The sequence below is a fragment of the Occultella gossypii genome (assembly GCF_019947135.1).
GTDB classification, from domain to species: Bacteria; Actinomycetota; Actinomycetes; order Actinomycetales; family Beutenbergiaceae; genus Occultella; species Occultella gossypii.
In genome coordinates this window covers 267,539-292,488 of the sequence record NZ_JAGSHT010000010.1, presented here as the reverse complement: position 1 = coordinate 292,488, position 24,950 = coordinate 267,539, and the positions used below count along the sequence as shown (strand labels likewise).

Here is a 24,950-nt window from a genome sequence, read left to right as displayed (position 1 = left end):
GGTTCCACCCCGGAGCCGACCGAACGAGAGGAAGACGAGAAAATGGGCACACCCACCATCACCACGGACAGGATCCTCGACGACTACGCACGCTTCTGGAACACGGCGGACCCCGCCGAACGCAGCCGGATCGCGGCGGGGGTGTTCTCCGGGGACGTCGACTACCACGCGGCCGTCGGCGTCCTCACCGGCGCGCAGGCGCTGGGCGGCTTCCGTGACGAGTTCATCGAGCACATGGGTGAAGCGACCCTGGTGCACCTCGGCGAACCGGACCGGCTCACCGACCGGGCCCGGCTGCGCTGGGAGATCGTTCTGGCCGACGGCACCTCGTTCGCGGCGGGCACCGATGTGCTGGTGCTCGCCGAGGACGGCCGGATCTCCTCCGTGACCGCGTTCCTGGACCGCGCACCGGAGGGGTTCGCGGACCACCATGACGAGCACGAAGGCTGAGGCGACCAACGGCGACGGCGACCGTCACCACCCGCGGTGACGGTCGCCGTCGTACCTCGCAGCGCTGCTCAGGCGAGCGTGGCGAGTACCTCGTTCAAGGTCACCGACGGGCGCATGATCGCCGACGCCTTCTTCTCGTCCGGCCGGTAGTAGCCGCCGAGGTCGACGGGCGAGCCCTGCACCGCGAGCAGCTCGGCCGTGATGGCCTCCTCGTTCTCGCTCAGGCCTGCCGCGACCGCCGCGAACGCGGCTGCCAGCTCCGCATCCTGGGTCTGCGCGGCCAGCTCCTGCGCCCAGTACTTCGCAAGGAAGAAGTGGCTGCCACGGTTGTCGATCTGCCCGGCCTTGCGGCTGGGCGACTTGTTCTCGTTCAGGAACGTGGCCGTCGCCCGGTCCAGGGTGTCCGCGAGGATCTGGGCGCGGGCGTTCCCGGTGGTGGTGGCCAGGTGCTCGAAGCTGACGGCCAGGGCGAGGAACTCACCGAGGCTGTCCCAGCGCAGGTGGTTCTCCTCGACCAGCTGCTGCACGTGCTTCGGCGCGGAGCCACCCGCCCCGGTCTCGAACAGGCCGCCACCGTTGATCAGCGGCACCACCGAGAGCATCTTGGCGCTGGTGCCGAGTTCGAGGATCGGGAACAGGTCGGTCAGGTAGTCACGCAGCACGTTGCCGGTCACCGAGATGGTGTCCTCGCCGCGACGGATGCGCTCCAGGGAGAACCGGGTGGCCTCGACCGGGGACATGATCTCGATCTGCAGGCCCTCGGTGTCGTGGTCGGCGAGGTAGGTGCGGACCTTGGCGGCCAGGTTCACGTCGTGGGCACGGGCCGGGTCCAGCCAGAACACGGCGGGGGAGCCGCTGGCGCGGGCGCGGGTCACGGCCAGCTTCACCCAGTCCTGGATCGGGACGTCCTTGGTCTGGCAGGCGCGCCAGATGTCGCCGGGGGAGACCTCGTGCTCGATCAGCACGGTGCCGGCGGAGTCGACCACCTGCACGGTGCCGGGCGTGGTGATCTCGAACGTCTTGTCGTGGCTGCCGTACTCCTCGGCCTTCTGGGCCATCAGACCGACGTTCGGAACCGAGCCCATCGTGGTCGGGTCGAAGGCGCCGTTCGCGCGGCAGTCGTCGATCACGGTCTGGTACACACCGGCGTAGGAGGAGTCCGGGATCACCGCGAGGGTGTCCGCCTCGGCGCCGTCCGGGCCCCACATGTGGCCGGAGGTCCGGATCATCGCGGGCATCGAGGCGTCCACGATCACGTCGCTGGGCACGTGCAGGTTGGTGATGCCCTTGTCCGAGTTCACCATCGCCAGCGCCGGGCCGTGGGCGAAGCCCTCGGTGATCGCGGCCTGCACGCCGGCGCGGGTGGCCGGGTCCAGCGCTTCAAGGCCGGCGAGGATGGAACCGAGCCCGTTGTTCGGGCTGAGGCCGGCCGCGGCGAGCTGCTCGCCGTGGACCGCGAACAGGTCCGGGAAGAACGCGCGCACCACGCGGCCGAAGATGATCGGGTCCGAGACCTTCATCATGGTGGCCTTCAGGTGCACGGAGAACAGGACGTCGTCCGTCTTGGCATGCGCGATCTGCTCGGCCAGGAACGCGTCCAGCGCGGCGGCCCGCATGACCGTGCCGTCCACGACCTCACCGGCGAGGACCGGCAGCGAGTCCTTCAGGACGGTGGTGGCGCCGTTCGCGGCGACGTGGCGGATCTGCAGGGTGTCATCGGCGGCGAGCACCACGGACTTCTCGTTGGAACGGAAGTCGTCCGCATCCATGGTGGCGACGTTCGTCTTGGAGTCCGAGGTCCAGGCGCCCATCGAGTGCGGGTGCGAGCGCGCGTAGCCCTTCACCGACGCGGGCGCGCGGCGGTCGGAGTTGCCCTCGCGCAGGACCGGGTTGACCGCGCTGCCCTTGACCTTGTCGTAGCGGGCGCGGACTTCCTTCTCCTCGTCCGTGGCCGGCTCGTCCGGGTAGTTCGGGAGCGCGTAGCCCTGGCCCTGCAGCTCGGTGATGGCTGCCTTCAGCTGCGGCACGGAGGCGCTGATGTTCGGCAGCTTGATGATGTTCGCCTCGGGCCGCTTGGCGAGCTCGCCGAGCTCGGTCAGGGCGTCGGGCAGCCGCTGGTCCTCGGCGAGGTACTCGCCGAACAACGCGATGATGCGACCCGAGAGCGAGATGTCCCGGGTCTGCACCTCGACGCCTGCCGTCGATGCGTAGGCCTCGATGATCGGCAGGAACGAGTACGTCGCGAGCAGCGGCGCCTCGTCGGTGTGGGTGTAGATGATGGTGGACATACGAAGAAGTTCCTCTGCTGGTCGGGGAATCGCTCGACATCAAGATATCTGGTGTCCGGCGCGTGGGTCACGCCGGTGTGAGGGCCGCCGACGACTGCCACTCGAGGTAGCGGCACCCCTCGAGCGAGGCGGCCCACTCCCGAACCGCAGCGAACGGCGCGGTGGCGACGCACCGCCGTCAGGCCTGGGCACTACATAGAGGTCGTGCAGCGATGAGGCGGGACTGGTCGGTCAGTACGCCCGCGATCCGTGCCGCGACGGCGGCGGGCGCGTCCACCTCGGGAGGTACCCCGCTCGGTGCCACGTCGGTTGTGGTCGCGGCAGCGGGGATGACCCGGGCATAGCCGAGACGTTTCCGTCTCATTACCACTTCCTGGAGAGGGGCGAATTCGTGTCTCACTTGGATAACGATGCGGCCACAACCTTGTGACCAAAGGGCGAGATGGCAACTGAGCGTGTGTACAGTTCCCGTGTCCATGGCGGACGCTCTGCCTCGTCAGACCCATCAGGTCTTTCCGGAACCGGTCCGGGACAGGGGGCTCCATGCCATCCATAGGAGGAACATTGAAGATCCGGCGCATATCCGCCCTGGCTGCGACCGTCGCAGCAGGTGCGCTCGTGCTCAGTGCTTGCACCCCGCCCGGGGATGAAGGCACCGATGGTGACGGCGGCGGTAACGCCGGCATCGACGAGGGCACTTCCATCAACATCGGCTGGAACCAGCCGTTCTACGAGTACAACTCGAACTCGGCGACCGGTAACGCGACGGCCAACGCGATCGTCCTGTACCTGATGAACAGCAGTTTCAACTATTACGACAAGGACCTGAACCTCGTCACCGACGAGTCGTTCGGCACCTACGAGAAGGTCAGCGACGACCCGCTCACCGTGACCTACACGATCAACGATGACGTGACCTGGTCCGACGGCACGCCCGTCGACGCCGCGGACATGCTGCTCACCTGGGCGGCCACCAGTGGCCACATGAACACCGTGGAGGCCGAGGAGGACGAGGAGGGCAACGTCACCAACCAGGACGAGGTCGACGCCGGCGTCTTCTTCAACAACACCAGCGCAGGTCTCGCTCTGGTCGAGGAGACGCCCGAGATCTCCGAGGACGGGCAGAGCATCACGCTCGTCTACACCAAGCCGTTCGCTGACTGGGAGGTCAACTTCGGTGTGGGCGTGCCCGCGCACGTCGTGGCCAGCCACGCCCTCGACATCGAGGACGCGCAGGAAGCCAAGGACGCGCTGATCGCGGCCGTCAACGACCGCGACGCGGCGGCGCTCAGCCCGATCTCGCAGTTCTGGAACACCGGCTTCCAGTTCGGGAACGCACTCCCGGACGACGAGTCCCTGTACCTGTCCTCCGGCGCGTACCTGCTCGAGGAGTACGTGAACGAGCAGTACGTGACCCTGGTCGCGAACCCGGACTACACCGGTGACCACGCGCCGACGGTCGAGCGGGTCACCATCCGCTACAACGAGGACCCGATGGCCCAGGTCCAGGCGCTGGAGAACGGTGAGGTCGACGTGATCTCCCCGCAGTCCACCGCGGACGTGCTGGCCTCGCTCGAGGCTCTCGGCGACGGCTACAACATCATCACCCAGGACGAGGGCACCTACGAGCACGTCGACGTCATGTTCGACAACGGCGGCCCGTTCGACCCGGCCACCTACGGCGGCGACGAGGCGACGGCCCTGGCCGTGCGTCAGGCGTTCCTCAAGCTGATCCCGCGTCAGGACATCATCGACCGGCTCATCGTGTCGCTGAACCCCGAGGCCGAGATCCGCAACTCCTACACCTCGATCCCCGGCTCGCCGAACTACGACGTCGTCTCTGCCGTCAACGGCATGGCGGAGCAGTTCCCGGGTGCGACCGACCTCGACGCAGCCACCGCGCTGATCGAGGAGGCCGGGGTCGAGACCCCGATCGACGTGCGGTTCCTGTACGGAGCGAGCAACGTGCGTCGCCAGCAGGAGTACCAGCTGATCGCCGAGTCGGCGGGCCAGAACGGCCTGTTCAACGTGATCGACGGCGGTGACGACAACTGGGGCACCCTCCTCGAGGACAGCAGCGGTTACGACGCGTCGCTGTTCGGCTGGCAGTCCACCTCCACGGCCGTGTCGGAGTCCGACGCGAACTACCGCACCGGTGGTCTGAACAACTTCGGTGGGTACTCCAACGCCGAGGTTGACGCACTGTTCGACGAGCTGCAGGTCGAGACCGACACGACGCGCCAGGGCGAGATCCTGGCCGAGGTGGAGACCCACCTCGTCGACGACGCGTTCGGTGTCACGATCTTCCAGTTCCCGGGTGTGACGGCGAACAACACGGAGGTCGAGGGCATCGACCCGATCTCCATCTCGCCGACCATCTTCTGGAACTTCTGGGAGTGGAGCACGACCGCCACCGAAGAGGCCTCGAGCTGATTCGACCGCGGTCAGCGCTAGCCTCTGGCTGACAAGTAGTACGTGAGGGGCGCCGGGACGAGGTGTCCCGGCGCCCCTCACGCGACTACGATTCGGCTGATCCCCACCCCTAGAGGTTCGGGCAGCACCCTGTGTGGCGTCGGCGTAGACTCCACGGCCAAGTGCGGTCCGAGCCGGTTGCGAGGTATCTCTCCACGATGTTGACGTTCATCATCCGCAGAGTCCTGATCGGACTCGGCATTCTGCTCGTCTCGTCATTCCTTCTCTATCTGCTCGTCGACCTGACGATCGATCCGCTAGAGGACCTGGCCCAATCCACGGCCACGAACAAGGAATTCCTGATCGCCCAGCGGATCGAGCAGCTCGAGCTCGACAAGCCGGTCATCCAGCGCTACTTCGAGTGGATCGGTGGCATCTTCACCGGCGACCTCGGCACCGCGTGGCGTACGAACCGCCCCGTCGGCGACCTACTACAGGGCGCGATCATCTCCACGGTGCAGTTGGTCAGCGCCGCGACGGTGCTGTCCATTCTGCTCGGCGTGGCCGTCGGCATCGTCTCCGCGCTGCGTCAGTACAGCGGTTTCGACTACCTGATCACGTTCGTCTCGTTCCTGCTGTTCTCGCTGCCGTCCTTCTGGGTCGCCGTGCTGCTCAAGCAGTGGGGCGCGATCGGCTTCAACGACTTCCTGGCCAACCCATGGATCGCGTGGGGCATCGTGATCGGTCTGGGCATCATTGCCGGCTTCCTCTGGCAGCTCGCCATCGGTGGCGCCCTCAAACGCCGGCTGATCAACGGCGCGATCGGCGCCGCGGCCACCATCGGCGCGCTCGCGTTCCTGCAGCTGTCCGGTTGGTGGGAGACACCCAACATCGGTCCCGTGATCCTCGCGGTGACCTCCGTGGTGATCGCGTTCGCGGTCACCGCGCTGTCCACCGGCCTGAAGAACCGTCGTGCGCTCTACACCGCACTGACCTGTGCCGCGCTCGGGGTGGCGCTCTGGTACCCGGTCCGGTTCTACCTGTTCTACTACCTGACCGACTACATGAACTGGGGAGTCGTCGCCCTCCTGGGCCTGCTCGCGGCGGGTGTCGGGATCGGGATCGGGGTCCTGTACCGCGGACCGGACTGGAAGCAGTCCGCGCGCACCGGCGGCATCGTTGCCTTCCTGGTGGCCGGGCTGATCTTCATCGACCAGGTGATGAGCGTCTGGGGTCCGTACTACAACTCGAACGCCATCAACGGCCGGCCGATCCCGACCATCGGGGACCGGACGCCGAACCTCGGCGGGAACTGGTGGGTCGGCGTGCTCGACTCCTACACCCACCTGCTGCTGCCCACGCTTGCCCTGATGCTGATCTCGTTCGCCGGGTACACCCGCTACTCGCGCGGCAGCATGCTCGAGGTGATGAACCAGGACTACATCCGCACGGCCCGGGCGAAGGGACTCACCGAGCGCACCGTGGTGGTGCGGCACGGCTTCCGCAACTCGCTCATCCCGTTGGCGACGATCGTGCCGCTGGACGTGATCACGCTGATCGGTGGTGCGATCATCACCGAACGCATCTTCGGCAGACCCGGCATGGGCCAGCTCTTCCTGCAATCGTTGGACGGCGCCGAGATCGAGCCGGTGATGGCCTACCTGTTGATCGTGTCGTTCCTGGCGATCGTGGCCAACATCATCGCGGACCTGATCTACGCAGTCCTTGACCCACGAATCCGGGTGAACGCATGACCTCCAACAACATGACGGACCCGACCCCGGACGACGGCCGGATCGAGACGGCGGAGAACGCCATCGAGCTCAGAGAGGTCGAGGGCAAGTCGCAGGGCCAGATCGTCAGGTCCCGGTTCCTCCGCCACAAGGGCGCGATGACCGGCCTGATCGTGATGGCGTTCATCCTCGTCCTCGCGCTGACCTCGATCGGGTTCCCGGTGTTCACCGACTCCTGGTACATCTCCGGCTGGTGGGCCTACGGTCCGAATGAGACCAACCCGATCGTGAACCCCGGCGGCACGCCGACGCTGACCATGCCGTGGAGCCCGGAGGGGTTCGCGATCGGACCGCACCCGTTCGGTCAGGACGAGATCGGGCACGACATCTTCGCCCGCGTCATGCGCGGCGTGCAGACCTCGCTGCTCGTGATGTTCGTGGTGGGCCTGGTCTCCACTGCCGTCGGGGTCCTCGTCGGAGCCCTGTCCGGCTTCTTCCGGGGCTGGGCGGACACCGCGCTGATGCGGATGACCGACCTGGTCATCACGGTCCCGACGATCGTCATCGGCGCCGTGCTAGGGAAGCTGTTCGGTGGCGCGGACCCGCTGCCGCTGGCGATCGCGCTCGGTGCGGTGACCTGGACCGGCCTCGCCCGGCTCGTCCGCGGTGACTTCCTCTCGTTGCGCGAGCGGGAGTTCGTGGACGCCGCGCGCGTGGCGGGCGCGAGCAACTCTCGGATCATCTTCAAGCACATCCTGCCGAACGCGATCGGCGTCATCATCGTGTCCACCACGCTGCTGATGAGTTCGGCCATCCTGCTCGAGACCGCGCTCAGCTACCTCGGCTTCGGCATCACCCCGCCGAACGTCTCGCTCGGTCAGCTGATCAACCAGTACCAGTCGTCGTTCAACACCCGGCCCTGGCTGTTCTGGTGGCCCGGTCTGTTCATCATCGCGATCGCGCTGTGCGTGAACTTCATCGGTGACGGACTCCGGGACGCGTTCGACCCACGGCAGCGCCGGATTCCGTCGGCCCGGAAGATGGCTCGCGCGGCAGCCCGCGGCGAGGCCGAGGTCCAGGCCCACGCGTCATGACGGCGGACCTGACGATCTCAGCCGAACGTGAGGCCCAGCACACCGAGCGCGGCCAGCACCCCGAGTACGGCCAGGATCTGCCCGTTCCAGGTCACGGTCGGGCGTACCTCGCCGACGGTCGACCGCGATCCGGTCAGGTGTCCGGCCTCGGTCAGCGCCGTGAGTCGCTGGCCGATGGCCAGCGCCACGGCGTCCGCGCTGGCGCCGGAGATCCTGGTGCGGGAGTCGTCGGCCGCGCCACGTGCGGCCGCATCGTCGCGGCCGCCGGCGCGCTCCGGCCGGCGGGTCCGCGCCGCCATGCCACTGCTGGCGGGGACGGCCCAGGACGAGTAGTTGCCGCCGTCGTGGGTGCGTACCCGCAGCGCCCACTGGCTGTCCACGCTGGCGACCGTGGGCCACGGGATGTGCACGGTGCGCAGGACGTTCACGATGGTGACGCCGCCGTCGGACACCTCGACCAGAGGGTTCCAGAACAGCGCCCACACGGCCGCGACCACGAACAGGGTCACCGGGCCGGAGCGCGCCAGTTCCCGCCAGCCGCCGTCGAGGACGAAGAAGACCACGGCGCACGCCGCCACGACCGCGATCACGATGGTCAGCACGCGTGCGAACAGCGTGCGGAACGTCAGGGTCGGACCGATCATTGCTCAATGCTCCCACTCGCAGGTCCTGTGCCTGCTCGCCAGCGCCGTGAGATCCGCGCGCGCCGAAGGAAGGAAGGTGTGCGCGCGTGACCACGCAGACCACCGAAGACACACCCGCCCGCACCGGAGCGCCGATCCTGTCGGTGAACGGGCTCAACGTCGACTTCTACGTCGAGGGTGAGTGGTTCCCGGCCGCGATCGACATCAGTTACGACGTCTACCCGGGCGAGGTGCTCGCCATCGTCGGTGAGTCCGGCTCCGGTAAGAGCCAGTCCTCGATGTCACTGCTGGGCCTGCTGCCCCCGAACGGGCGAGCCACCGGCAGCGCCGAGATCGGTGGTCGCGAGCTCATCGGGCTCACCGGGCCCGCGATGCGGAAGATCCGGGGCAAGGAGATCTCGGTCATCTTCCAGGAGCCGATGACTGCCCTGAACCCGGTGTACACGGTCGGGTTCCAGATCGTGGAGACGCTCCGGACCCACTTCGACCTGGGGCCCTCCGCCGCGAAGGAGCGAGCCCTCGAGCTCCTCCGGCTCGTGGAGATGCCGAACCCCGAGGTGCGCTTCCACTCCTACCCGCACCAACTCTCCGGTGGCCAGCGCCAGCGCGCCATGATCGCGCAGTCGCTGTCCTGTGACCCGAAACTGCTGATCGCGGACGAGCCGACCACCGCCCTGGACGTGACGGTGCAGGCCGAGATCCTCAAGCTGATGCGAGACCTGCGGTCACGGATCGACTCGGGCATCGTGCTGATCACCCACGACATGGGCGTGGTGGCGGACATGGCCGACAAGATCATCGTGATGCGCCGCGGCCGCGTGGTCGAGCACGGCACCGCGGACAAGATCTTCAACCACCCCGAGCACGACTACACCAAGGAACTCCTGGCCGCGGTGCCGCACCTCGGTGCGCACAGCCAGGCCCAGGTGATCGAGCCTGCTCCCGTGACCACGGACGCACCTGCCGAGGCGCTGTTCGGTGAGCGGGTGATGGAGGCCGTGGGGATGGAGATCGAGTATCCCAAGCGAGGTCGGACGCCGGCGTTCCGGGCTGTCGACGGTGTGGACCTCACCATCGACCGCGGCGAGGTCGTCGGCCTGGTGGGGGAGTCCGGCTCCGGGAAGACCACCATCGGGCGTGCCGTGGTGGGGTTGCTGCCGGTGACCGGCGGCTCGCTGAGGATCAACGGCGCCGACATGGTCGGCATCGACCCCAAGGACCTGCGCACCCTGCGCAAGAGCATCGGCATCGTGTTCCAGGACCCGGGCTCGTCGCTGAATCCCCGGTTGCCGATCGGTGAGTCCATCGGGGAGCCGCTGATGCTGCACACCGGCATCAAGGGCCCCGAGCTCGCGAAGCGGGTCGAGGTGCTGCTGGACCAGGTCGAGCTGCCGCGGAGCATGCGCAACCGCTACCCCCACGAGCTGTCCGGCGGGCAGCGCCAGCGTGTCGGCATCGCCCGTGCACTCAGTCTCGAGCCCGCCCTGCTGGTCGCCGACGAGCCGACCTCCGCGCTCGACGTGTCGGTCCAGGCGCACGTGCTGGAACTGTTCACCGAGCTGCAGCGCGAACACGGGTTCGCCTGCCTGTTCATCAGCCACGACCTCGCGGTCGTGGAGATGCTGTCCAGCCGGATCGCCGTGATGCACCACGGCAAGCTCGTCGAGATCGGCTCGACCGCGCAGGTCGTGAACAACCCCCAGGACCCGTACACCCAACGGCTGATCGCGGCCGTGCCGGTGCCCAACCCCGAGGAGCAGCGGGTGCGCCGGGAGACTCGCGACGCCCTGCTCAGTGCTGCCGCCGCCGAACTCGCGGCGGAGGAGGAGTACGAGGCCGAGCACGCCGGTGGCGACCCGCTGGCCGGGTTGGACACGCAGCGCAGCTCCGGCACCGGGGTCTAGTCGCAGCCGCTGCGCCGGCACACCGGCGGGGCTCGAGCGGGGGTGACCCGCTCGGGCCCCGCCTGCATGTGTGGGCCAACTCACCGGCCCTGGAGCCCTCATCGCCTAGGCCTCCACTGGCGGGCACCGGTAGGATGATGACGGTGCCCCGTGATGAATTGGCGCCTCCCCCTTCCCCCTCCCGGAATTGAGTACTGCGGATGAGTGTGCCCACGACTGGCCTGCTGCAGCGCACCGATCTGCGCAATGTCGCGATCGTCGCGCACGTCGACCATGGCAAGACGACCCTGGTGGACGCGATGCTGTGGCAGTCCGGCGCGTTCGGCGCGCACGACCACGTGGACGAGCGTGCGATGGACTCCGGTGACCTCGAGCGCGAGAAGGGCATCACGATCCTCGCGAAGAACACCGCGGTGGAGTACGCCGGCCCGGCCGCCGCCGCCGCTGGTCACCCCGAGGGCGTGACCATCAACGTCATCGACACCCCGGGGCACGCCGACTTCGGCGGCGAGGTGGAGCGCGGGCTGTCCATGGTCGACGGCGTCGTGCTGCTCGTGGACGCCTCCGAGGGCCCGCTGCCGCAGACCCGGTTCGTGCTCCGCAAGGCGCTCGCGGCCAACCTGCCGGTGATCCTGGTGGTCAACAAGGTCGACCGACCGGACGCCCGGATCACCGAGGTCGTCGCGGAGGCCCAGGACCTGCTCCTCTCGCTCGCCTCCGACCTCTCCGACGAGGTGCCGGACCTGGACCTGGACGCGATCCTCGACGTCCCGGTCGTCTACGCCTCCGCGAAGGCCGGCCGCGCCAGCATCACCCAGCCCGCCGACGGCGAACTGCCGGATGCGGCGGACCTCGAGCCGCTGTTCAGCACCATCCTCGAGCGCATCCCCGCACCCGCCTACACCGAGAACGCGCCGCTGCAGGCGCACGTGACGAACCTGGATGCCTCCCCGTTCCTCGGCCGTCTCGCGCTGTTGCGGATCTACAACGGGACCCTGCGCAAGGGGCAGACGGTCGCCTGGGCGCGTCGCGACGGCAGCCTGCAGAACGTGCGAATCAGCGAGCTGCTGCGCACCAAGGCCCTCGACCGGGTGCCCACGGATGTCGCGAACCCCGGTGACATCGTCGCCGTCGCCGGCATCGAGGACATCACCATCGGTGAGACCCTGACCGATGCGGACGACCCGCGCCCGTTGCCGCTGATCACCGTGGACGACCCGGCGATCTCGATGACGATCGGGATCAACACCTCCCCGCTCGCCGGCCGGGAGAAGGGCTCCAAGGTCACGGCGCGCCAGGTCAAGTACCGCCTCGACCGCGAGCTCATCGGCAACGTCTCACTGAAGGTGCTGCCCACGGACCGCCCGGACTCCTGGGAGGTGCAGGGCCGTGGTGAGCTGGCGCTGGCCATCCTGGTCGAGCAGATGCGCCGGGAAGGCTTCGAGCTGACCGTCGGCAAGCCGCAGGTGGTCACCCGGGAGATCGACGGCAAGCTGCACGAGCCGGTCGAGCGGATGACCATCGACGTGCCCGAGGAGTACCTCGGCTCGGTCACCCAGTTGCTCGCCGCCCGCAAGGGCCGCATGGAGAACATGTCCAACCACGGCACCGGCTGGGTGCGGATGGAGTTCCTGGTTCCGGCCCGTGGCCTGATCGGGTTCCGGACCCGGTTCCTCACCGACACCCGCGGCACCGGGATCGCCTCGTCGATCGCGGAGGGGTACGAGCCGTGGGCCGGGCCGATCGAGTTCCGCACCACCGGGTCGCTGGTCGCCGACCGCGCCGGGGTTGCCACGCCGTTCGCGATGCTGAACCTGCAGGAGCGCGGCTCCTTCTTCATCGAGGCCACCTCCGAGGTGTACGAGGGCCAGATCGTCGGCGAGAACTCCCGCGGTGACGACATGGACGTGAACATCACCAAGGAGAAGAAGCTCAACAACATCCGGTCGGCCACGTCGGAGTCGTTCGAGAACGTCATCCCGCCGCGCAAGCTCACCCTTGAGGAGTCCCTCGAGTTCGCCCGCGACGACGAGTGCGTCGAGGTCACCCCGATCTCGGTGCGGATCCGCAAGGTGATCCTGAACCAGAACGACCGGAGCAAGGCGGTCTCACGCTCGCGCAAGGCCTGACCGGTCCGAGGAGCCCTGCAGAAGCTCTGCAAGGAGTTCTGCGGGTCCTCGGCGATCCCTGCCGGGTGCGTACGCGCCCGGCAGGTGATGCGAGGATGCTCCGGTGACAGATCCGATCAACGCCCGGCCGTTGCGGGTGTTCGCCACGTTCGCGCACCCCGACGACGAGACCCTCGGCGCCGGCGCGGTGCTGGCGACGCTCGCCCGGCGGGCCGAGGTGACCGTGGTGACCGCCACCCGCGGTGAGCGCGGCGAGGTGATCCCGCTCGACCTGAAGCATGTGGAGGGCGACGGGCCGGCCCTGGCAGCCGTGCGCGAGGAGGAGCTGTCCGCGGCGCTGGCCGCCCTCGGCGTGGGTCGCCACTTCTTCCTCGACTCCCTCGCCGAGCCCGGCACCGCCGGCTACACCGATTCCGGGATGGCGTGGGCACCCGGTTCGACGGTGCGCGCCGTGCCCGCCCCGGACGCCACGGCCGACGCGTTCTCACTCGCCGGCGTCGACGCACCGGCCCGGCTGCTGGCTGGGCTGATCCGGACGCTACGGCCCGACCTGGTGATCACCGAGGAGCCCGACGGCGGATACGGGCACCCCGATCACGTGCACATCCATCGGGTCACCATGCGCGCCGTCGAGCTGGCGGCCGACCCTGTGGAGGCGGGAGGCCCTGGTGCGGCCGTGGGCACCGGTTCGGCAGCCGGCGCCGAAGGGCCCGCGGGTCCGTGGTCGGTGCCGGTGGTCGCGTTCTCGGTGCGCGGCGCTGACGCGTCGCGTCGGGCCGCTGCGTGGCTGCAGGCGGCGCCGGACCGGCCGCTGACCGCGACCAGTGGGCGCGCCCTGAGCGTGCCGAACCCCGACGGCGAGATGGCCAGCCAGGTGGTGCCCGACGGCGACCTGGACCTCGAGGTCGACGTCGCCCAGGTGGCCGATCAACTCGTCGCCGCGATGGCGGCCCACCGCACCCAGGTCCAGCTGGCCACCCGGGTCGACGCCACGGACGCCGTCGGGTGGTTCGCACTCAGCAACGACATCCTGGTGCCCATCCCCGCACGGGCCGGGCTGCAGGTCGCCCCCGGTCACGGCACGTCCGAAGACCTGCACCGACTGGTGGCGCAGGCCACCGGGCCGAGCGGGACGGACGGCGCCGCGAGTGCCGCCGTGGACCCGGGCGACGGCGACGATGGCGCGGTGGAACCCCCGCCGTCCTGGTACCCACCGGTCATGGCGATCTTCTCCGTGTTGCTCGGGGTGATCCTCGGTGCCACCGGCACCGCGTTCCATCGCTGGTCCGAGCCCTGGGGTCTCGTCATCGGCCTAGTGGCCATCCTCGCCGCGGGGGTGCTGTCGCGGACCTTCGCGGACGGCCGCGGGCTGTTCGGCTACGGCATCGGCGTGGTCCTCACGGTGCTCGCGATGACGTATCTCGGCCCGGGCGGCGATGTGGTCGTGGTCGATGATGCGATCGGTGTCGCGTGGCTGCTCGGTTCCATGCTGGCGGTGCTCCTGGGGGCGTTCGCACCGCGGAGGTGGTTCCGTGACGACGTCTGAGCCGGATCCCGGGGTGAGCGAGGAGGCCCGGGAGGAGTTCCGCGCGACCATGTCCCGGCTCGCCTCCGGGGTGTGCGTGGTGGCGGCGCGCGAGCGCAACCAGGACCTCGCGATGACCGCGACGTCCCTGGTCTCGGTGTCCCTCGATCCGCCCACCGTGCTGTTCACCGTCCATTCGGACGCGCGGCTGCGGGAGGCCGTCGAGCCGGGCTCCCGGTGGGCCGTCAGCATCCTCGGCAGCGGTGCGTTGGCGGCGGCGGACTGGCTCGCTACGCCGGGCCGGCCGGCGTTCGGCCAGCTCGCGACGGTCGCCCACCACCGCGGCGAGCTGAGCGGCGCCGCGATCCTGGACGACGCGAGCGCCTGGCTCGAGTGTGAGACGCAATGGATCCGCCCGGCGGCGACCCATGACGTGGTGGTCGGGCGGGTGCTGGCGTCCGCGCGGGTGTCGGGCTCGGGCGGCGCGGTCCTGCATTTCCATGGACGGATGACCACGATTCCGTGATGCTTTTGTTGCCTTCCCGCGCGGACTCCGGTCCCGGGCGGGACCGTTCGGGCCGGTAGACTACCGCGCCAGGGGGCCACGTCGGGTGGCTGACACGAAGGACATCTGCTTGCGACGCGAACACGAGACGCCGGACACGGCCGCCGGGACCCACGGTCCCGACGGCCCCGAAGAGGCACCGCCGGGCGGCACGCCCGCCGAGCCATCGGATGCCGAGGCGACGCAGGTCATCGCTGAGCAGGTGCCAGAGCCCGCGGTGCCGGCCGAGCCCTCGGTTCCGGACGAGCCCCCGGTTCCGGACGAGCCATCGGACGCCGAGGCGACGCAGGTCATCGCCGACCCCGTCGCTGAGCCCGCGGCACCTGCCGAGCCGGCTGTCGCGGCCGAGCCGGCCCCCGATTTCGACGACGTGGTCGCCGGCGATTCCGCCGGTGGGCCGGATGAACCAGCAGGGGACGAGAGCGCAGTGGCAGCTGGCGGCAAGGGGCGCAAGCCGAAGGGCAAGCGCAAGAGGCGGGCCAGGAAGGTGCTGATCTGGGCGGCCGCCGTGATCGTCGTGCTCGCCGGCGCCTACGTGGCGTCGGCCTGGTTCCTCGGCGACCGGGTTCCCGGTGACACCCGGGTGGCCGGTGTGGACATCTCCGGCCTCCCGGTGGACGAAGCCGTCCGTACCCTCGACGAGGGCCTCGCCGAGGCCCGGACCGTGCCGGTTCCGGTGCATTTCGGCGACGTCTCCGGCGAGCTCGACCCGACCACGGCAGGCCTCGACGTGGACACCGAGGCGACCGTCGCGCGGATCACCGGATTCACCCTCGACCCGCGCGTGGTCCTCGGGCACGTGTTCGGCCTGGGCGACCAGCCCGCGGTCTCCGCGATCGACGAGGCCGCGCTCGACGGTGCCGTCGAGGCGCTCGCGGGGAGCCTGGACGTGCCGCCCACCGAGGGTGTCATCGAGTTCGTCGACGGCGCCCCCGTCGTCACCGAGCCCGCGGACGGGACCTCGCTCGACGTCGAGGGCGCGAGCGAACTCCTCGCCGACGAGTGGCTCACCGGCCAGCGCCCGCTCGAGCTGCCCTCCGACGCGGTGTCCCCGATGGTGGACTCCGACGTGATCGCCACGGCCATGAGCGAACAGGTCGAGCCGATGCTGAGCGGGCCGGTCACGGTCGCCCTCAACGACACGACGGCGGAACTCGCGCCCGCCGAGATCGCCTCGGCCGCGACCATGGCGATGGACGATGCGAGCGGATCCTTGGTCCTCGCCCTCGACGGGGCCGTGCTCGCCGACCTGGTGACGGCGAAGGTCCCGTCGATCGGAGAGGCGCCCCAGGACGCGCAGATCGTCCTCGGCGACAACGGGCCCACCATCGTCCCGGCCGTCACCGGCACCGGCCTGGACCCGGCCGCGCTCGCCGAGGGCGTGCGTGCCGCGGCCGTGAACACGGACCCGGCGGCCCGGACCGCAACGCTGGAGCTGACCCAGACCGAGGCGGAGTTCTCCACCGCGGACGCGGAGGCACTCGGGGTCACCGAGGTCATCGGCACCTTCGCGACCCCGTACCCGTACGACCCGACCCGGACGGAGAACCTGGTCGCCGGGACCGCACACATCAACGGCACCCTGGTGCTTCCGGGCGAGCAGTTCTCGCTGCTTGACGCCCTCCGGCCGATCACGGCCGCGAACGGGTACACCGTCTCCGGCGTGGTCGTGAACGGATTCGAGGGCGAGGCCATCGGCGGTGGGCTGTCACAGGTCTCGACCACCTCGTTCAACGCCGGGTTCGAGGCGGGTCTGACCGACGTCACCCACCAGCCGCACTCCCGGTGGTTCTCCCGGTACCCCGAGGGGCGCGAGGCCACCGTCTACGACCCGAGCATCGACATGGTCTGGGAGAACAACACCGGCTACGGCGTGCTCATCCAGGCCTACGTCACCGACTCCGAGGTCGTCGTGACCCTCTGGGGCACCGACGTGTTCGACGTGAGCATCGTCACCGGTGGCCGGTATGCGTTCACCTCGCCGCAGACCGTCTACAACACCTCCGCCAACTGCATCCCCGAGCGGGGCGGTTCGAACGGGTTCTCCGTGGACGTCACCCGGACCGTCACCCGTGACGGCGAGGTGGTCACCGACGACACCTACAGCCACCGCTACTCGGCCTGGAACCGGGTGGTCTGCGGACCGGCGCCGTCGGGTGACGACGCCGACGACGGCTGACCCGCCGGCTCAGCCGCGGGGCCGCCGCGGCATCGGCGCCGGCGGTACCCGCTTGCCCAACGCGATGTCACCGGCCGCGACCGCGACCAGGCCGCGCCGGGTGGCGACCTCGACCCCGGCATCGTCCACCCGGACGAGCTCACCGAGGGCGTCACTGACCCCACCGGCGTCGAGCCGGTACCGCACCACGACCCGCTCACCCACCTGCCAGTCGTGCCAGAACGGCTCAACGCACGCGCCGTCGTCGACCATGTCTCGTCCCCTCCGGGTGGCAGTACGCGACGAATCGCTGCCGGACCCTCTGATGGGAGATACTAGGCGGAGCAGCCCGCACGTCGGGCGAGTCGTGACGACACCAGCAAGGTTCAGGAGGGATCATCCATGACCTACGTGATCGCACAGCCGTGCGTGGACGTCAAGGACAAGGCCTGCATCGACGAGTGTCCCGTCGACTGCATCTACGAGGGCCAACGCTCGTTGTACATCCACCCGGACGAATGCGTGGACTGTGGGGCATGTGAGCCGGTCTGCCCGGTCGAGGCCATCTACTTCGAGGACGACGTGCCGACCCAGTGGTCGGAGTACTACCGCGCCAACGTCGACTTCTTCGACGACATCGGCTCGCCCGGAGGTGCCGCCAAGATGGGGCTGATCGAGAAGGACCACCCGCTCATCGCGGCACTCCCGCCGCAGGGCGAGTGACGCGTGGGCTTCGTCCAACTCACTGACGCCTACCCCTGGGACGCGCTGGCCCCGTACCTCGAGCGGGCCGGCCGGCATCCCGACGGTGTTGTGGACCTGTCCATCGGTACCCCGGTCGACCCGACGCCGCTCGTGGTCCAGGACGCGCTCGCCGACGCGGCCGACGCGCCCGGCTACCCGACGGCGCACGGCACGCCGGCCCTGCGGGCCGCGGTCGTGGACTGGTTCGCCCGGTGCCGCGGCGTGGCCGGACTGGACCCGGCGGGCGTGCTGCCCACGATCGGCTCCAAGGAGTTCGTGGCAGCCCTGCCGTCCCTGCTCGGGCTCGGCCCCGGGGACAAGGTCGTGGTGCCGAGTGCGGCCTACCCCACCTATGACGTGGGCGCCCGCCTGGCCGGGGCGCAGGTGGTCGTCGCCGATGATGCCGCCGCCTGGGCCGGCGACGCCGCCGTGCGACTGGTCTGGGTGAACTCGCCGAGCAACCCCACCGGGGAGGTCCTCGGCGCCGAGCGCTTGCGCGCCGTGGTGCGGGCCGCCCGGGAGATCGGTGCCGTGGTCGCTTCGGACGAGTGCTACGCGCAGTTGCCGTGGGCCTCGCCATGGACGGACGACGGCGTCCCATGCCTTCTGCAGGAATCGGTCGCCGAGGGCGACCGTTCCGGGCTCCTGGTCGTCTACTCCCTGTCGAAGCAGTCCAACGTCGCCGGGTACCGGGCCGCGTTCGCGGCCGGGGACCCGGACCTGATCGAACGGATCCTGCTGCTGCGCCGGCACATGGGGATGATGATTCCGGCGCCGGTCCAGGCTGCGATGATCGCCGCGCTCGGTGACGACGCCCACGTCGACGCCCAGCGCGAGACCTACCGGGCCCGCCGCGAGCTGATGGTGAGCGCCCTGACCACGGCGGGCTACGCCGTCGACCATTCCGAAGCGGGCCTGTACCTGTGGGTGCGGCCGGCCGCCGGGGGCGGCGACTGCTGGTCGACGCTCGGCGACCTCGCCGACGCGGGCATCATCGCCGGGCCAGGGGCGTTCTACGGCGAGGCGGCGGCGTCCCACGTGCGAATCGCGCTGACCGCCACCGACGAACGGATCCGGGCGGCCGCACAGCGGTTGTCCAGCATGCGGTAGGACAGCGGCCGCGACCAGTGGGCGTTTGGGAAACACGCGGATCGGCGAGTACGTTGGTCTGGAAGTTCTTCAGCCCGGGCACTGTCGGCCCGAAGGCAACCAGAATCAAGGAAGGGACATGATGTCCGACGCCACACTGAGCCCCGCGACGTTCCGGGTCGATGACCATGAACTCGAGTTCGCGCGGGTGCCGGCGGTCGAGGGGAACGACGGCGTCGTCATCTCGAACCTGCTGAAGGAGACGGGTCTGGTGACCCTGGACTCCGGCTTCATGAACACGGCGAGCTGCGAGTCGAAGATCACCTACATCGACGGCGACGAGGGCATCCTGCGCTACCGCGGATACCCGATCGAGCAGCTCGCTGCGCAGTCCTCGTTCCTCGAGGTCGCCTACCTGCTGATCCACGGCGACCTGCCCAGCTCCGAGGAGTTGAGCCAGTTCACGGAGCGGGTCGAGCGGCACACCCACCTGCACGACAACTTCAAGAACCTGATCGGGGCGTTCCCGACCGACGCGCACCCGATGGCCGTGCTGTCCTCCGCCGTCTCGGCACTGCCCGGGTACTACCCGGAGAGCGTGGACCCGTTCGACTCCCACGCCGTCGAGCTCGCCACCGTGCTGCTGCTCGCGAAGCTGCCGACCATCGCGGCCTACGCGTTCCGGCAGTCCCGCGGCCAGGAGATGATCGGCCCGGACCCCTCGCTCGGCTACGTGCCGGACTTCCTGCGGATGAGCTTCTCCACCAACGGCGAGCCCTACGAGGTCGACGACGCCCTCGTGCAGGCGCTGAACCTGCTGCTGATCCTGCACGCGGACCACGAGCAGAACTGCTCCACGTCGACCGTGCGGATCGTCGGTTCGGCCCACGCGAACCTCTACGCGAGCGTCTCGGCCGGGATCGGCGCGCTCTCCGGCCCGCTGCACGGTGGCGCCAACGAGGCCGTGCTCGCGATGCTCAGCGAGATCCAGGCCAGCGACGATGACGTGGACACGTACATGGACCGGGTCAAGAACAAGGAGAAGGGCGTACGCCTGATGGGCTTCGGCCACCGGGTGTACAAGAACTACGACCCGCGCGCCGCCATCGTGAAGAAGGTCGCCGACAAGGTCCTGGCCCGCCTCGGCCAGAGCGACGAGCTCCTCGACATCGCCAAGCGGCTGGAGGAGATCGCCCTCTCCGACGACTACTTCATCCAGCGCAAACTCTACCCGAACGTGGACTTCTACACCGGGCTGATCTACAAGGCGATGGGCTTCCCCACCAACATGTTCACCCCGCTGTTCGCGGTGGGCCGCGCGCCCGGCTGGGTCGCCCAGTGGCGCGAGATGATGGAGGACCCGACCACGAAGATCGGCCGCCCTCGGCAGGTCTACACCGGCAGCCCGTCGCGCGACTACCTCGGCATCAACGAGCGCTGACGAGCGCTGAAGTCAGGCCCGCGGGGCCGGTCGATCACTGATCGACCGGCCCTGTCCCGTTCCATCGGCTGTCTCAGTTCACCGGCAGGGCGAGGGCGATCCGCTGCTCGTCCCAGGGCAGCACCCGCACCTGGACGACCCGCCCGACCTGGACCGCCGCGATTGCCGACTGCGGGACGAACGAGGTCTTCGTGGCCGGGTACTGGCTGCCGTCCGGGCGGTTCACGAGCAGCTGCACCTCCACCTCCGTGTGGTCCTGCCTGACCCGGCCGGTGGGCAGCAGCGCCGTGACGACGCCCGTGGTGGGCACCCCGCGCTCGGCGACCTCGATCGCCTCCGGCGCCGTCAGCCCGCGACGCACCATGACGGCGTTGAACGCGGTCTGGATCTCGTCCGGGTCGGCGTCGACGGCGAACTCCACCGTGCTCAGGTCCTCCGGGCGGTACCGGACCGGGTAGTGCGCACCGACGGTGAGCTGCCCCAGTTCGTGGTGGGCGAACAGGGTCCTGGCCTCGGCGCGGAAGCGCTGGCCCTGCGGGGTCTCCACGTCCAGTACCAGATCCAGCTGGGGCATGTCGTTGACGGTCCAGCCGGTGTGCTCGGCGTCCACGAGGGTGCCGATCGCGACCGGGGCGTCCGCGAAGTCACGGGTGGCGCGCCCCCGTGCGGTCCGGAGCTGGCCGCCCACGCCGCCGCTGCTGGTGATGCTCAGGCACACGCCGGCCAGGATCACCACGGTGAGGACCACGCCGATCGGCCCGTCGAACCAGACGTCGAGGCCACCGCCGGCGCTCAGCGCACCGGCGACGTACCAGCCGACAGCGACGACGATCGCGAGGATCGAGACGATTCGGAGGATCCTCATGACTCAGACCGCCAGTCCGACGCTGACCCGCTGTTCGTCCTCGGGCAGGACGAATGTGGCCACCCGGGAGCCGACGTGCACCCGCGACAGCTGCGACGCCGGCACGAAGAGCCGTTGCGTGACCGGGTACTGGGATCCGTCCGGACGGGCCACCAGGACGTCGAGCTGAAGCTGGGTGTGCCCGTCGCGGACCTGCCCGGTGGGCGTGGCCGCCGTCACCACCGCGGACGTGCGCACGCCCCGGCGGGCGACGTCCAGGTCCTGGGGGGTGATGAGTCCCTTGCCGACCAGGTAGTCGTTCAGCGCCGCCTGGGCGGCGTCGGAGGAGTCGGCGATCAGGGAGACGGACCTGGTGCGCCCGGGCCGGTAGCGGACCGGGAGCAGGGCGCCGGGCTCGAAGGCGCCCAACTCGTGCTCGGGGATCAGCTGCGTCGCCTGGGAGCGGAACCGGCCGCCGTCCGGGGTCTCGACGTCGAGCACGAGGCGCTGCTGCGGGACGTCGTTGACGCTCAGGGCGGTCCGGTTGAGGGAGACCACCCGGCCGACGGCGATGCCCGAGTCGGCGGTGGCGTTCTCATCCCTCATGATCCAGCGCATGAGCGGCCCGCGCAGGGTGGCACCGAACACCGCGATCAGGACCGGGATCGCGACCCAGGCGAGCCGGCGGGCCCGGCGGGCCGAGGCAGGCAGGGCGTCGAAGAGCTGATCACCCCAGACGCCCATGACGACGACGAGGGCGAGCACCAGGACAACGATCACGCCGACGAGGACGAGGACCTTCTTCATCACGGAGTTCATGACCCAGATCCTCGCGACCGGGCCACTGCTACCGGTCCCAGGTACCGCCGGCGGACGTCAGCGGAGCCGGACGGTACCCACCGGGTCGTCGACGCCGACGGCGCCGTCGGGCAGCGGCGCCCAGGCGGCCCGGCCGCCGTCCGCGCGGACCCAGTGCTGCCCGGACACGACCACCTCACCGACACCGGTCTCGTGGGCGGTCGCGACGGCCCACTGGGCCACCGCCCAGGCGAGCCGGTCGAGGGAGTCCGCTCCGCCGTCGGGCGTCAGCGCCTGGACCTCGAGCAGGTGGTCGGTGCCGGAGGCGACCATGACGACGCTGGGCAGGTCCCGGGCGAGGCGGGTCGTCAGCGTCGCGGGCAGCGCGGCGGTCGTGGCTGCGTCGGGCTCGGCAAGACGGCACACCAGGGCGGCGGAGGAGTGCCCGGTCAACGAGGACGCGAACAGCCGCGCGAGCTGCTCGTGCTGGGCGTAAGCGTCCGGGAACCCCGAGCGCTGCACCTCCTGCGCGGCGACCGTGATCTCGAGGCTCTCGTAGTCCGGCACGCGGACGAGGGCGTCATAGAAGGCGTTCGTGGCGTGGACCGGGTCGGTCACCTGCTCGATCGTGCCCCAGCCCTGCGAGGGACGCTGCTGGAAGAGCCCGAGCGAGTCCCGGTCGCCGTAGTCGAGGTTCGCGAGCCGGGACTCCTGCATGGCGGTGGCCAGCCCGATCGTGACGGCGCGTGCCGGCAGGCCACGTTCGGTGGCGATCGCGGAGATCAGCGCCGCGTAGGCCGCCTGCTCGGGGTCGAGGGCGACCGAGTCCTGCCCATCGGTGGCGATGCAGCGCTGCACCAGCGGTGGGGTCGGGGTGCGCAGCACGGTCTGCACCACGTTCACGGCGGCGATGATCAGCCCGAGGGTGGCCAGGACGGCCAGGGCAACCCGCCACGGGCGGCGTCGACGGCGTTCGGGCACCGCCGGTCCTACTGCGTGTGCAGCGCGGCGTTGAGGGCGATGCCGGAGCCGGAGCGCTCGAAGGCCTCCACCGCGCCGGTGGTGGAGTTGCGCCGGAACAGCAGGTTGGAGGTGCCGGACAGCTCGCGGGCGCTGACGATCCGTGGGGCAGAGCCCGCAGAGCCGTCCGCGTCGGCAGTGTCGTCGATCAAGGTCACCTTCGTGCCAGCGGTGACGTACAGTCCGGCCTCGATGATGCAGTCGTCGCCGAGGGAGATGCCGAGCCCGGCGTTCGCGCCGAGCAGGCACCGGGCGCCGATGGACACGCGCACGGAGCCGCCGCCGGAGAGGGTACCCATGATCGAGGCGCCGCCACCGATGTCCGTCCCCTCGCCGACCACGACGCCCTGGGAGATGCGGCCCTCGACCATCGAGGTGCCGAGGGTGCCCGCGTTGAAGTTCACGAACCCCTCGTGCATCACCGTGGTGCCCTCGGCCAGGTGGGCGCCGAGCCGGACCCGGTCCGCGTCCGCGATCCGCACGCCGGCGGGCAGCACGTAGTCGGTCATCCGGGGGAACTTGTCCACGCCGTAGACCTGGATGTGGGCGCCCTTCGTGGCCGCTCGCAGCCGGAGCCGGGTCTGTTCGAAGTCGTCGACCGCGCACGGACCGGCCGACGTCCAGACGACGTTCGGCAGGACCCCGAAGATGCCGTCCAGGTTGATCGTGTTCGGCTCCACGAGCCGGTGCGAGAGCAGGTGCAGGCGCAGGTAGGCGTCCGCAGTGTCCGACGGCGGAGCATCCAGATCGGTGGTCACGTGGCGGATCACCTGGCGGGTGCCGCGGTCCGGGTCGATCACCGCGAGCGCCGCGAGGTTCGCAGGCACTCCGTACGGGCCCGAGCTCTGCGCAGGCGTCGGGCCAAGGCCCGGCGCCGGGTACCAGACATCCAGCACCTGGCCGCTCCCGGTCAGGGTTGCCAGTCCGATTCCCCAAGCGGTGCGTGTACTCATGGGGTCAGCCTACGGGGGACAGGCACCGGGGATACGAAGTCTCTCAGTCGGCGGAATCGGCGGTCGACGGGGCGCGGTCGGTGGTCGGGCCCGGTCGCCGGCTCAGTGTGCGGCTCGGTCGGCGGCGCTCAGTCGCCGGCTCAGCCGGCGGCGTCGAGCACCGCGCGCAGCGCGGACACGCCGACCCACCGTGCGCCGGCCGCGCTCACGCGCTCACGCAGCTCGCGGTCGGAGGTGACCACGGTGACGGCGGGGGTGCCGGGAATGGCCGTTGACGTCGCCCGGGCCGCGGTGGCCTGACGGACGATCTCGTCATCTCCCGAGCCGGGCGCGTCGACGATCCGCACCGCTGGGAACGTCGGGCCGGACCCCGGTGCCGAGGAGCGATCGCCGCCGTCCGTGGGCACCGCCACCCCACGCGCGGCGCCCTCGACCACCATGACGACGTCGGGCCACCAGTGGTCGGCCGGCAGGCCGAGCAGGTCGGCGGGCACGCCCCGGGCGGCCATCGCGCAGAGGCCCCGGGCGAGGCGTTCGGCGGCCCCGGCCCGGTCCCGCCACCAGCCGTCCGGACGGGAGCCGACCACGTTCGCGGCGTCCACGACGAGCACCGGCCGGACCCGCAGCAGCGGCGCCAGGCTCGGCCAGGCGTCCGCGAAGGCGGGCAGCAGCTCCCGGTCGGTGACGTCGTCGAGGTCGACCCAGGCGACGTCCGCGCTCTCGGCGTCCGTCGGGGCGGGGTCGACCGGGGCGACGGCCCGGCCCAGCACCGTGGTGTAGGACCAGTCCGGGTGCCGGAGCACCGACGTGGCCAGCGGAGCGACGGCGGCGGGGGCGATCCCGGCCTCCTCCTCGGCCTCGCGCAGCGCCCCGGTCAGGGAGTCCTCGTCGGGGTCCAGGGCGCCACCCGGCACGCCCCAGGTTCCGCCGTGGTGGGACCAGGCGGCTCGGAACTGCAGGACGACGCGGGTGGGCGGCGCGATCGAGGAGGCACCGCCGTCGGCGAGGAGCAGTCCGGCGGCGCCGGCGGTACCCCAGTGGCGCTGCCCGCAGCCGCACTCGACCCACGCGTCGGCGGGTCCGTGGGCACGGCGGCCGTCGGGGTTCAGCGCGTGGGTCACCCGGCCAGCCTATGGCGAGGGTTCGCGGCCGCCCGTGC

21 protein-coding genes are annotated in these 24,950 nt (G+C 70.1%); 12 read left to right on the top strand and 9 right to left on the bottom strand.

Annotated elements, in window-relative coordinates:
- The first annotated feature begins 42 nt into the window (after positions 1–42).
- Positions 43–450, top strand: a complete 408-nt coding sequence (locus tag KCQ71_RS10295; RefSeq protein WP_223405484.1) for an isomerase — start codon at positions 43–45, stop codon at positions 448–450.
- A gap of 68 nt (positions 451–518) precedes the next feature.
- On the opposite strand, the gene KCQ71_RS10290 is transcribed toward KCQ71_RS10295, so the two are convergent.
- A complete protein-coding gene (locus KCQ71_RS10290) occupies positions 519–2,738 on the bottom strand; it encodes an NADP-dependent isocitrate dehydrogenase (RefSeq protein ID WP_223405482.1) in 2,220 nt (739 codons plus the stop codon).
- 178 nt (positions 2,739–2,916) lie between these two features.
- Positions 2,917–3,102, bottom strand: coding sequence for a hypothetical protein (locus KCQ71_RS10285; protein WP_223405480.1), 186 nt, complete (start codon positions 3,100–3,102; stop codon positions 2,917–2,919).
- A gap of 200 nt (positions 3,103–3,302) precedes the next feature.
- On the opposite strand from KCQ71_RS10285, the gene KCQ71_RS10280 reads away from it, so the two are divergent.
- The 3 genes from KCQ71_RS10280 (at position 3,303) to KCQ71_RS10270 (ending at position 7,977) form a co-directional block, all read left to right on the top strand.
- On the top strand, positions 3,303–5,171 hold the full coding sequence (locus tag KCQ71_RS10280; protein WP_223405478.1) for an ABC transporter family substrate-binding protein: 1,869 nt from the start codon (positions 3,303–3,305) through the stop codon (positions 5,169–5,171).
- Positions 5,172–5,368: 197 nt separating this feature from the next.
- Positions 5,369–6,904 carry an ABC transporter permease gene (locus KCQ71_RS10275; RefSeq protein ID WP_223405476.1) on the top strand — a complete coding sequence of 512 codons (1,536 nt, stop codon included), beginning with the start codon at positions 5,369–5,371 and terminating at the stop codon, positions 6,902–6,904.
- Entirely contained in the window at positions 6,901–7,977 is a 1,077-nt protein-coding gene (locus KCQ71_RS10270) for an ABC transporter permease (RefSeq protein WP_223405474.1), read from the top strand. Before KCQ71_RS10275 ends, KCQ71_RS10270 begins: the two co-directional genes overlap by 4 nt.
- A 17-nt stretch (positions 7,978–7,994) precedes the next feature.
- Here KCQ71_RS10270 and KCQ71_RS10265 read toward each other — a convergent pair whose 3' ends face one another.
- Positions 7,995–8,621 (bottom strand): PH domain-containing protein, encoded by a 627-nt coding sequence (locus KCQ71_RS10265; RefSeq protein WP_223405472.1) that lies wholly within the window; start codon positions 8,619–8,621, stop codon positions 7,995–7,997.
- Between the two features lie 86 nt (positions 8,622–8,707).
- On the opposite strand from KCQ71_RS10265, the gene KCQ71_RS10260 reads away from it, so the two are divergent.
- From KCQ71_RS10260 to KCQ71_RS10240, 5 genes are all read left to right on the top strand, one after another.
- Positions 8,708–10,525: an ABC transporter ATP-binding protein gene (locus KCQ71_RS10260; RefSeq protein WP_223405470.1), complete on the top strand. Its 1,818-nt coding sequence runs from the start codon at positions 8,708–8,710 to the stop codon at positions 10,523–10,525.
- A 200-nt stretch (positions 10,526–10,725) separates the two neighbouring features.
- Positions 10,726–12,654 (top strand): translational GTPase TypA, encoded by a 1,929-nt coding sequence (gene typA / locus KCQ71_RS10255; protein ID WP_223405468.1) that lies wholly within the window; start codon positions 10,726–10,728, stop codon positions 12,652–12,654.
- Positions 12,655–12,757: 103 nt separating this feature from the next.
- On the top strand, positions 12,758–14,200 hold the full coding sequence (locus tag KCQ71_RS10250; RefSeq protein WP_223405466.1) for a PIG-L family deacetylase: 1,443 nt from the start codon (positions 12,758–12,760) through the stop codon (positions 14,198–14,200).
- Positions 14,187–14,705 carry a flavin reductase family protein gene (locus KCQ71_RS10245; RefSeq protein WP_223405464.1) on the top strand — a complete coding sequence of 173 codons (519 nt, stop codon included), beginning with the start codon at positions 14,187–14,189 and terminating at the stop codon, positions 14,703–14,705. The genes KCQ71_RS10250 and KCQ71_RS10245 overlap by 14 nt, the downstream gene beginning before the upstream one ends.
- A 109-nt stretch (positions 14,706–14,814) precedes the next feature.
- Positions 14,815–16,923, top strand: coding sequence for a VanW family protein (locus KCQ71_RS10240; RefSeq protein ID WP_223405462.1), 2,109 nt, complete (start codon positions 14,815–14,817; stop codon positions 16,921–16,923).
- Between the two features lie 9 nt (positions 16,924–16,932).
- Here KCQ71_RS10240 and KCQ71_RS10235 read toward each other — a convergent pair whose 3' ends face one another.
- The gene (locus KCQ71_RS10235) at positions 16,933–17,175 is read right to left on the bottom strand and encodes a putative acetyltransferase (RefSeq protein ID WP_223405460.1); all 243 of its coding nucleotides are present in this window, start codon (positions 17,173–17,175) and stop codon (positions 16,933–16,935) included.
- 129 nt (positions 17,176–17,304) lie between these two features.
- Here KCQ71_RS10235 and fdxA point away from each other — a divergent pair, with 129 nt between their 5' ends.
- The 3 genes from fdxA (at position 17,305) to KCQ71_RS10220 (ending at position 20,176) form a co-directional block, all read left to right on the top strand.
- Positions 17,305–17,625, top strand: a complete 321-nt coding sequence (gene fdxA, locus KCQ71_RS10230; protein ID WP_223405458.1) for a ferredoxin — start codon at positions 17,305–17,307, stop codon at positions 17,623–17,625.
- A gap of 3 nt (positions 17,626–17,628) precedes the next feature.
- The gene (gene dapC / locus KCQ71_RS10225) at positions 17,629–18,756 is read left to right on the top strand and encodes a succinyldiaminopimelate transaminase (protein ID WP_223405457.1); all 1,128 of its coding nucleotides are present in this window, start codon (positions 17,629–17,631) and stop codon (positions 18,754–18,756) included.
- Positions 18,757–18,877: 121 nt separating this feature from the next.
- A complete protein-coding gene (locus KCQ71_RS10220; protein ID WP_223405454.1) occupies positions 18,878–20,176 on the top strand; it encodes a citrate synthase in 1,299 nt (432 codons plus the stop codon).
- A 73-nt stretch (positions 20,177–20,249) separates the two neighbouring features.
- Here KCQ71_RS10220 and KCQ71_RS10215 read toward each other — a convergent pair whose 3' ends face one another.
- From KCQ71_RS10215 to KCQ71_RS10195, 5 genes are all read right to left on the bottom strand, one after another.
- Positions 20,250–21,041 (bottom strand): hypothetical protein, encoded by a 792-nt coding sequence (locus tag KCQ71_RS10215; protein ID WP_223405452.1) that lies wholly within the window; start codon positions 21,039–21,041, stop codon positions 20,250–20,252.
- 3 nt (positions 21,042–21,044) lie between these two features.
- Entirely contained in the window at positions 21,045–21,839 is a 795-nt protein-coding gene (locus tag KCQ71_RS10210; protein ID WP_223405450.1) for a hypothetical protein, read from the bottom strand.
- Positions 21,840–21,896: 57 nt separating this feature from the next.
- A complete protein-coding gene (locus KCQ71_RS10205) occupies positions 21,897–22,799 on the bottom strand; it encodes a hypothetical protein (protein ID WP_223405448.1) in 903 nt (300 codons plus the stop codon).
- A gap of 8 nt (positions 22,800–22,807) precedes the next feature.
- Positions 22,808–23,791: a 2,3,4,5-tetrahydropyridine-2,6-dicarboxylate N-succinyltransferase gene (gene dapD, locus KCQ71_RS10200; protein WP_223405446.1), complete on the bottom strand. Its 984-nt coding sequence runs from the start codon at positions 23,789–23,791 to the stop codon at positions 22,808–22,810.
- Positions 23,792–23,931: 140 nt separating this feature from the next.
- Entirely contained in the window at positions 23,932–24,912 is a 981-nt protein-coding gene (locus KCQ71_RS10195; protein ID WP_223405444.1) for an NUDIX domain-containing protein, read from the bottom strand.
- Positions 24,913–24,950: the final 38 nt, after the last annotated feature.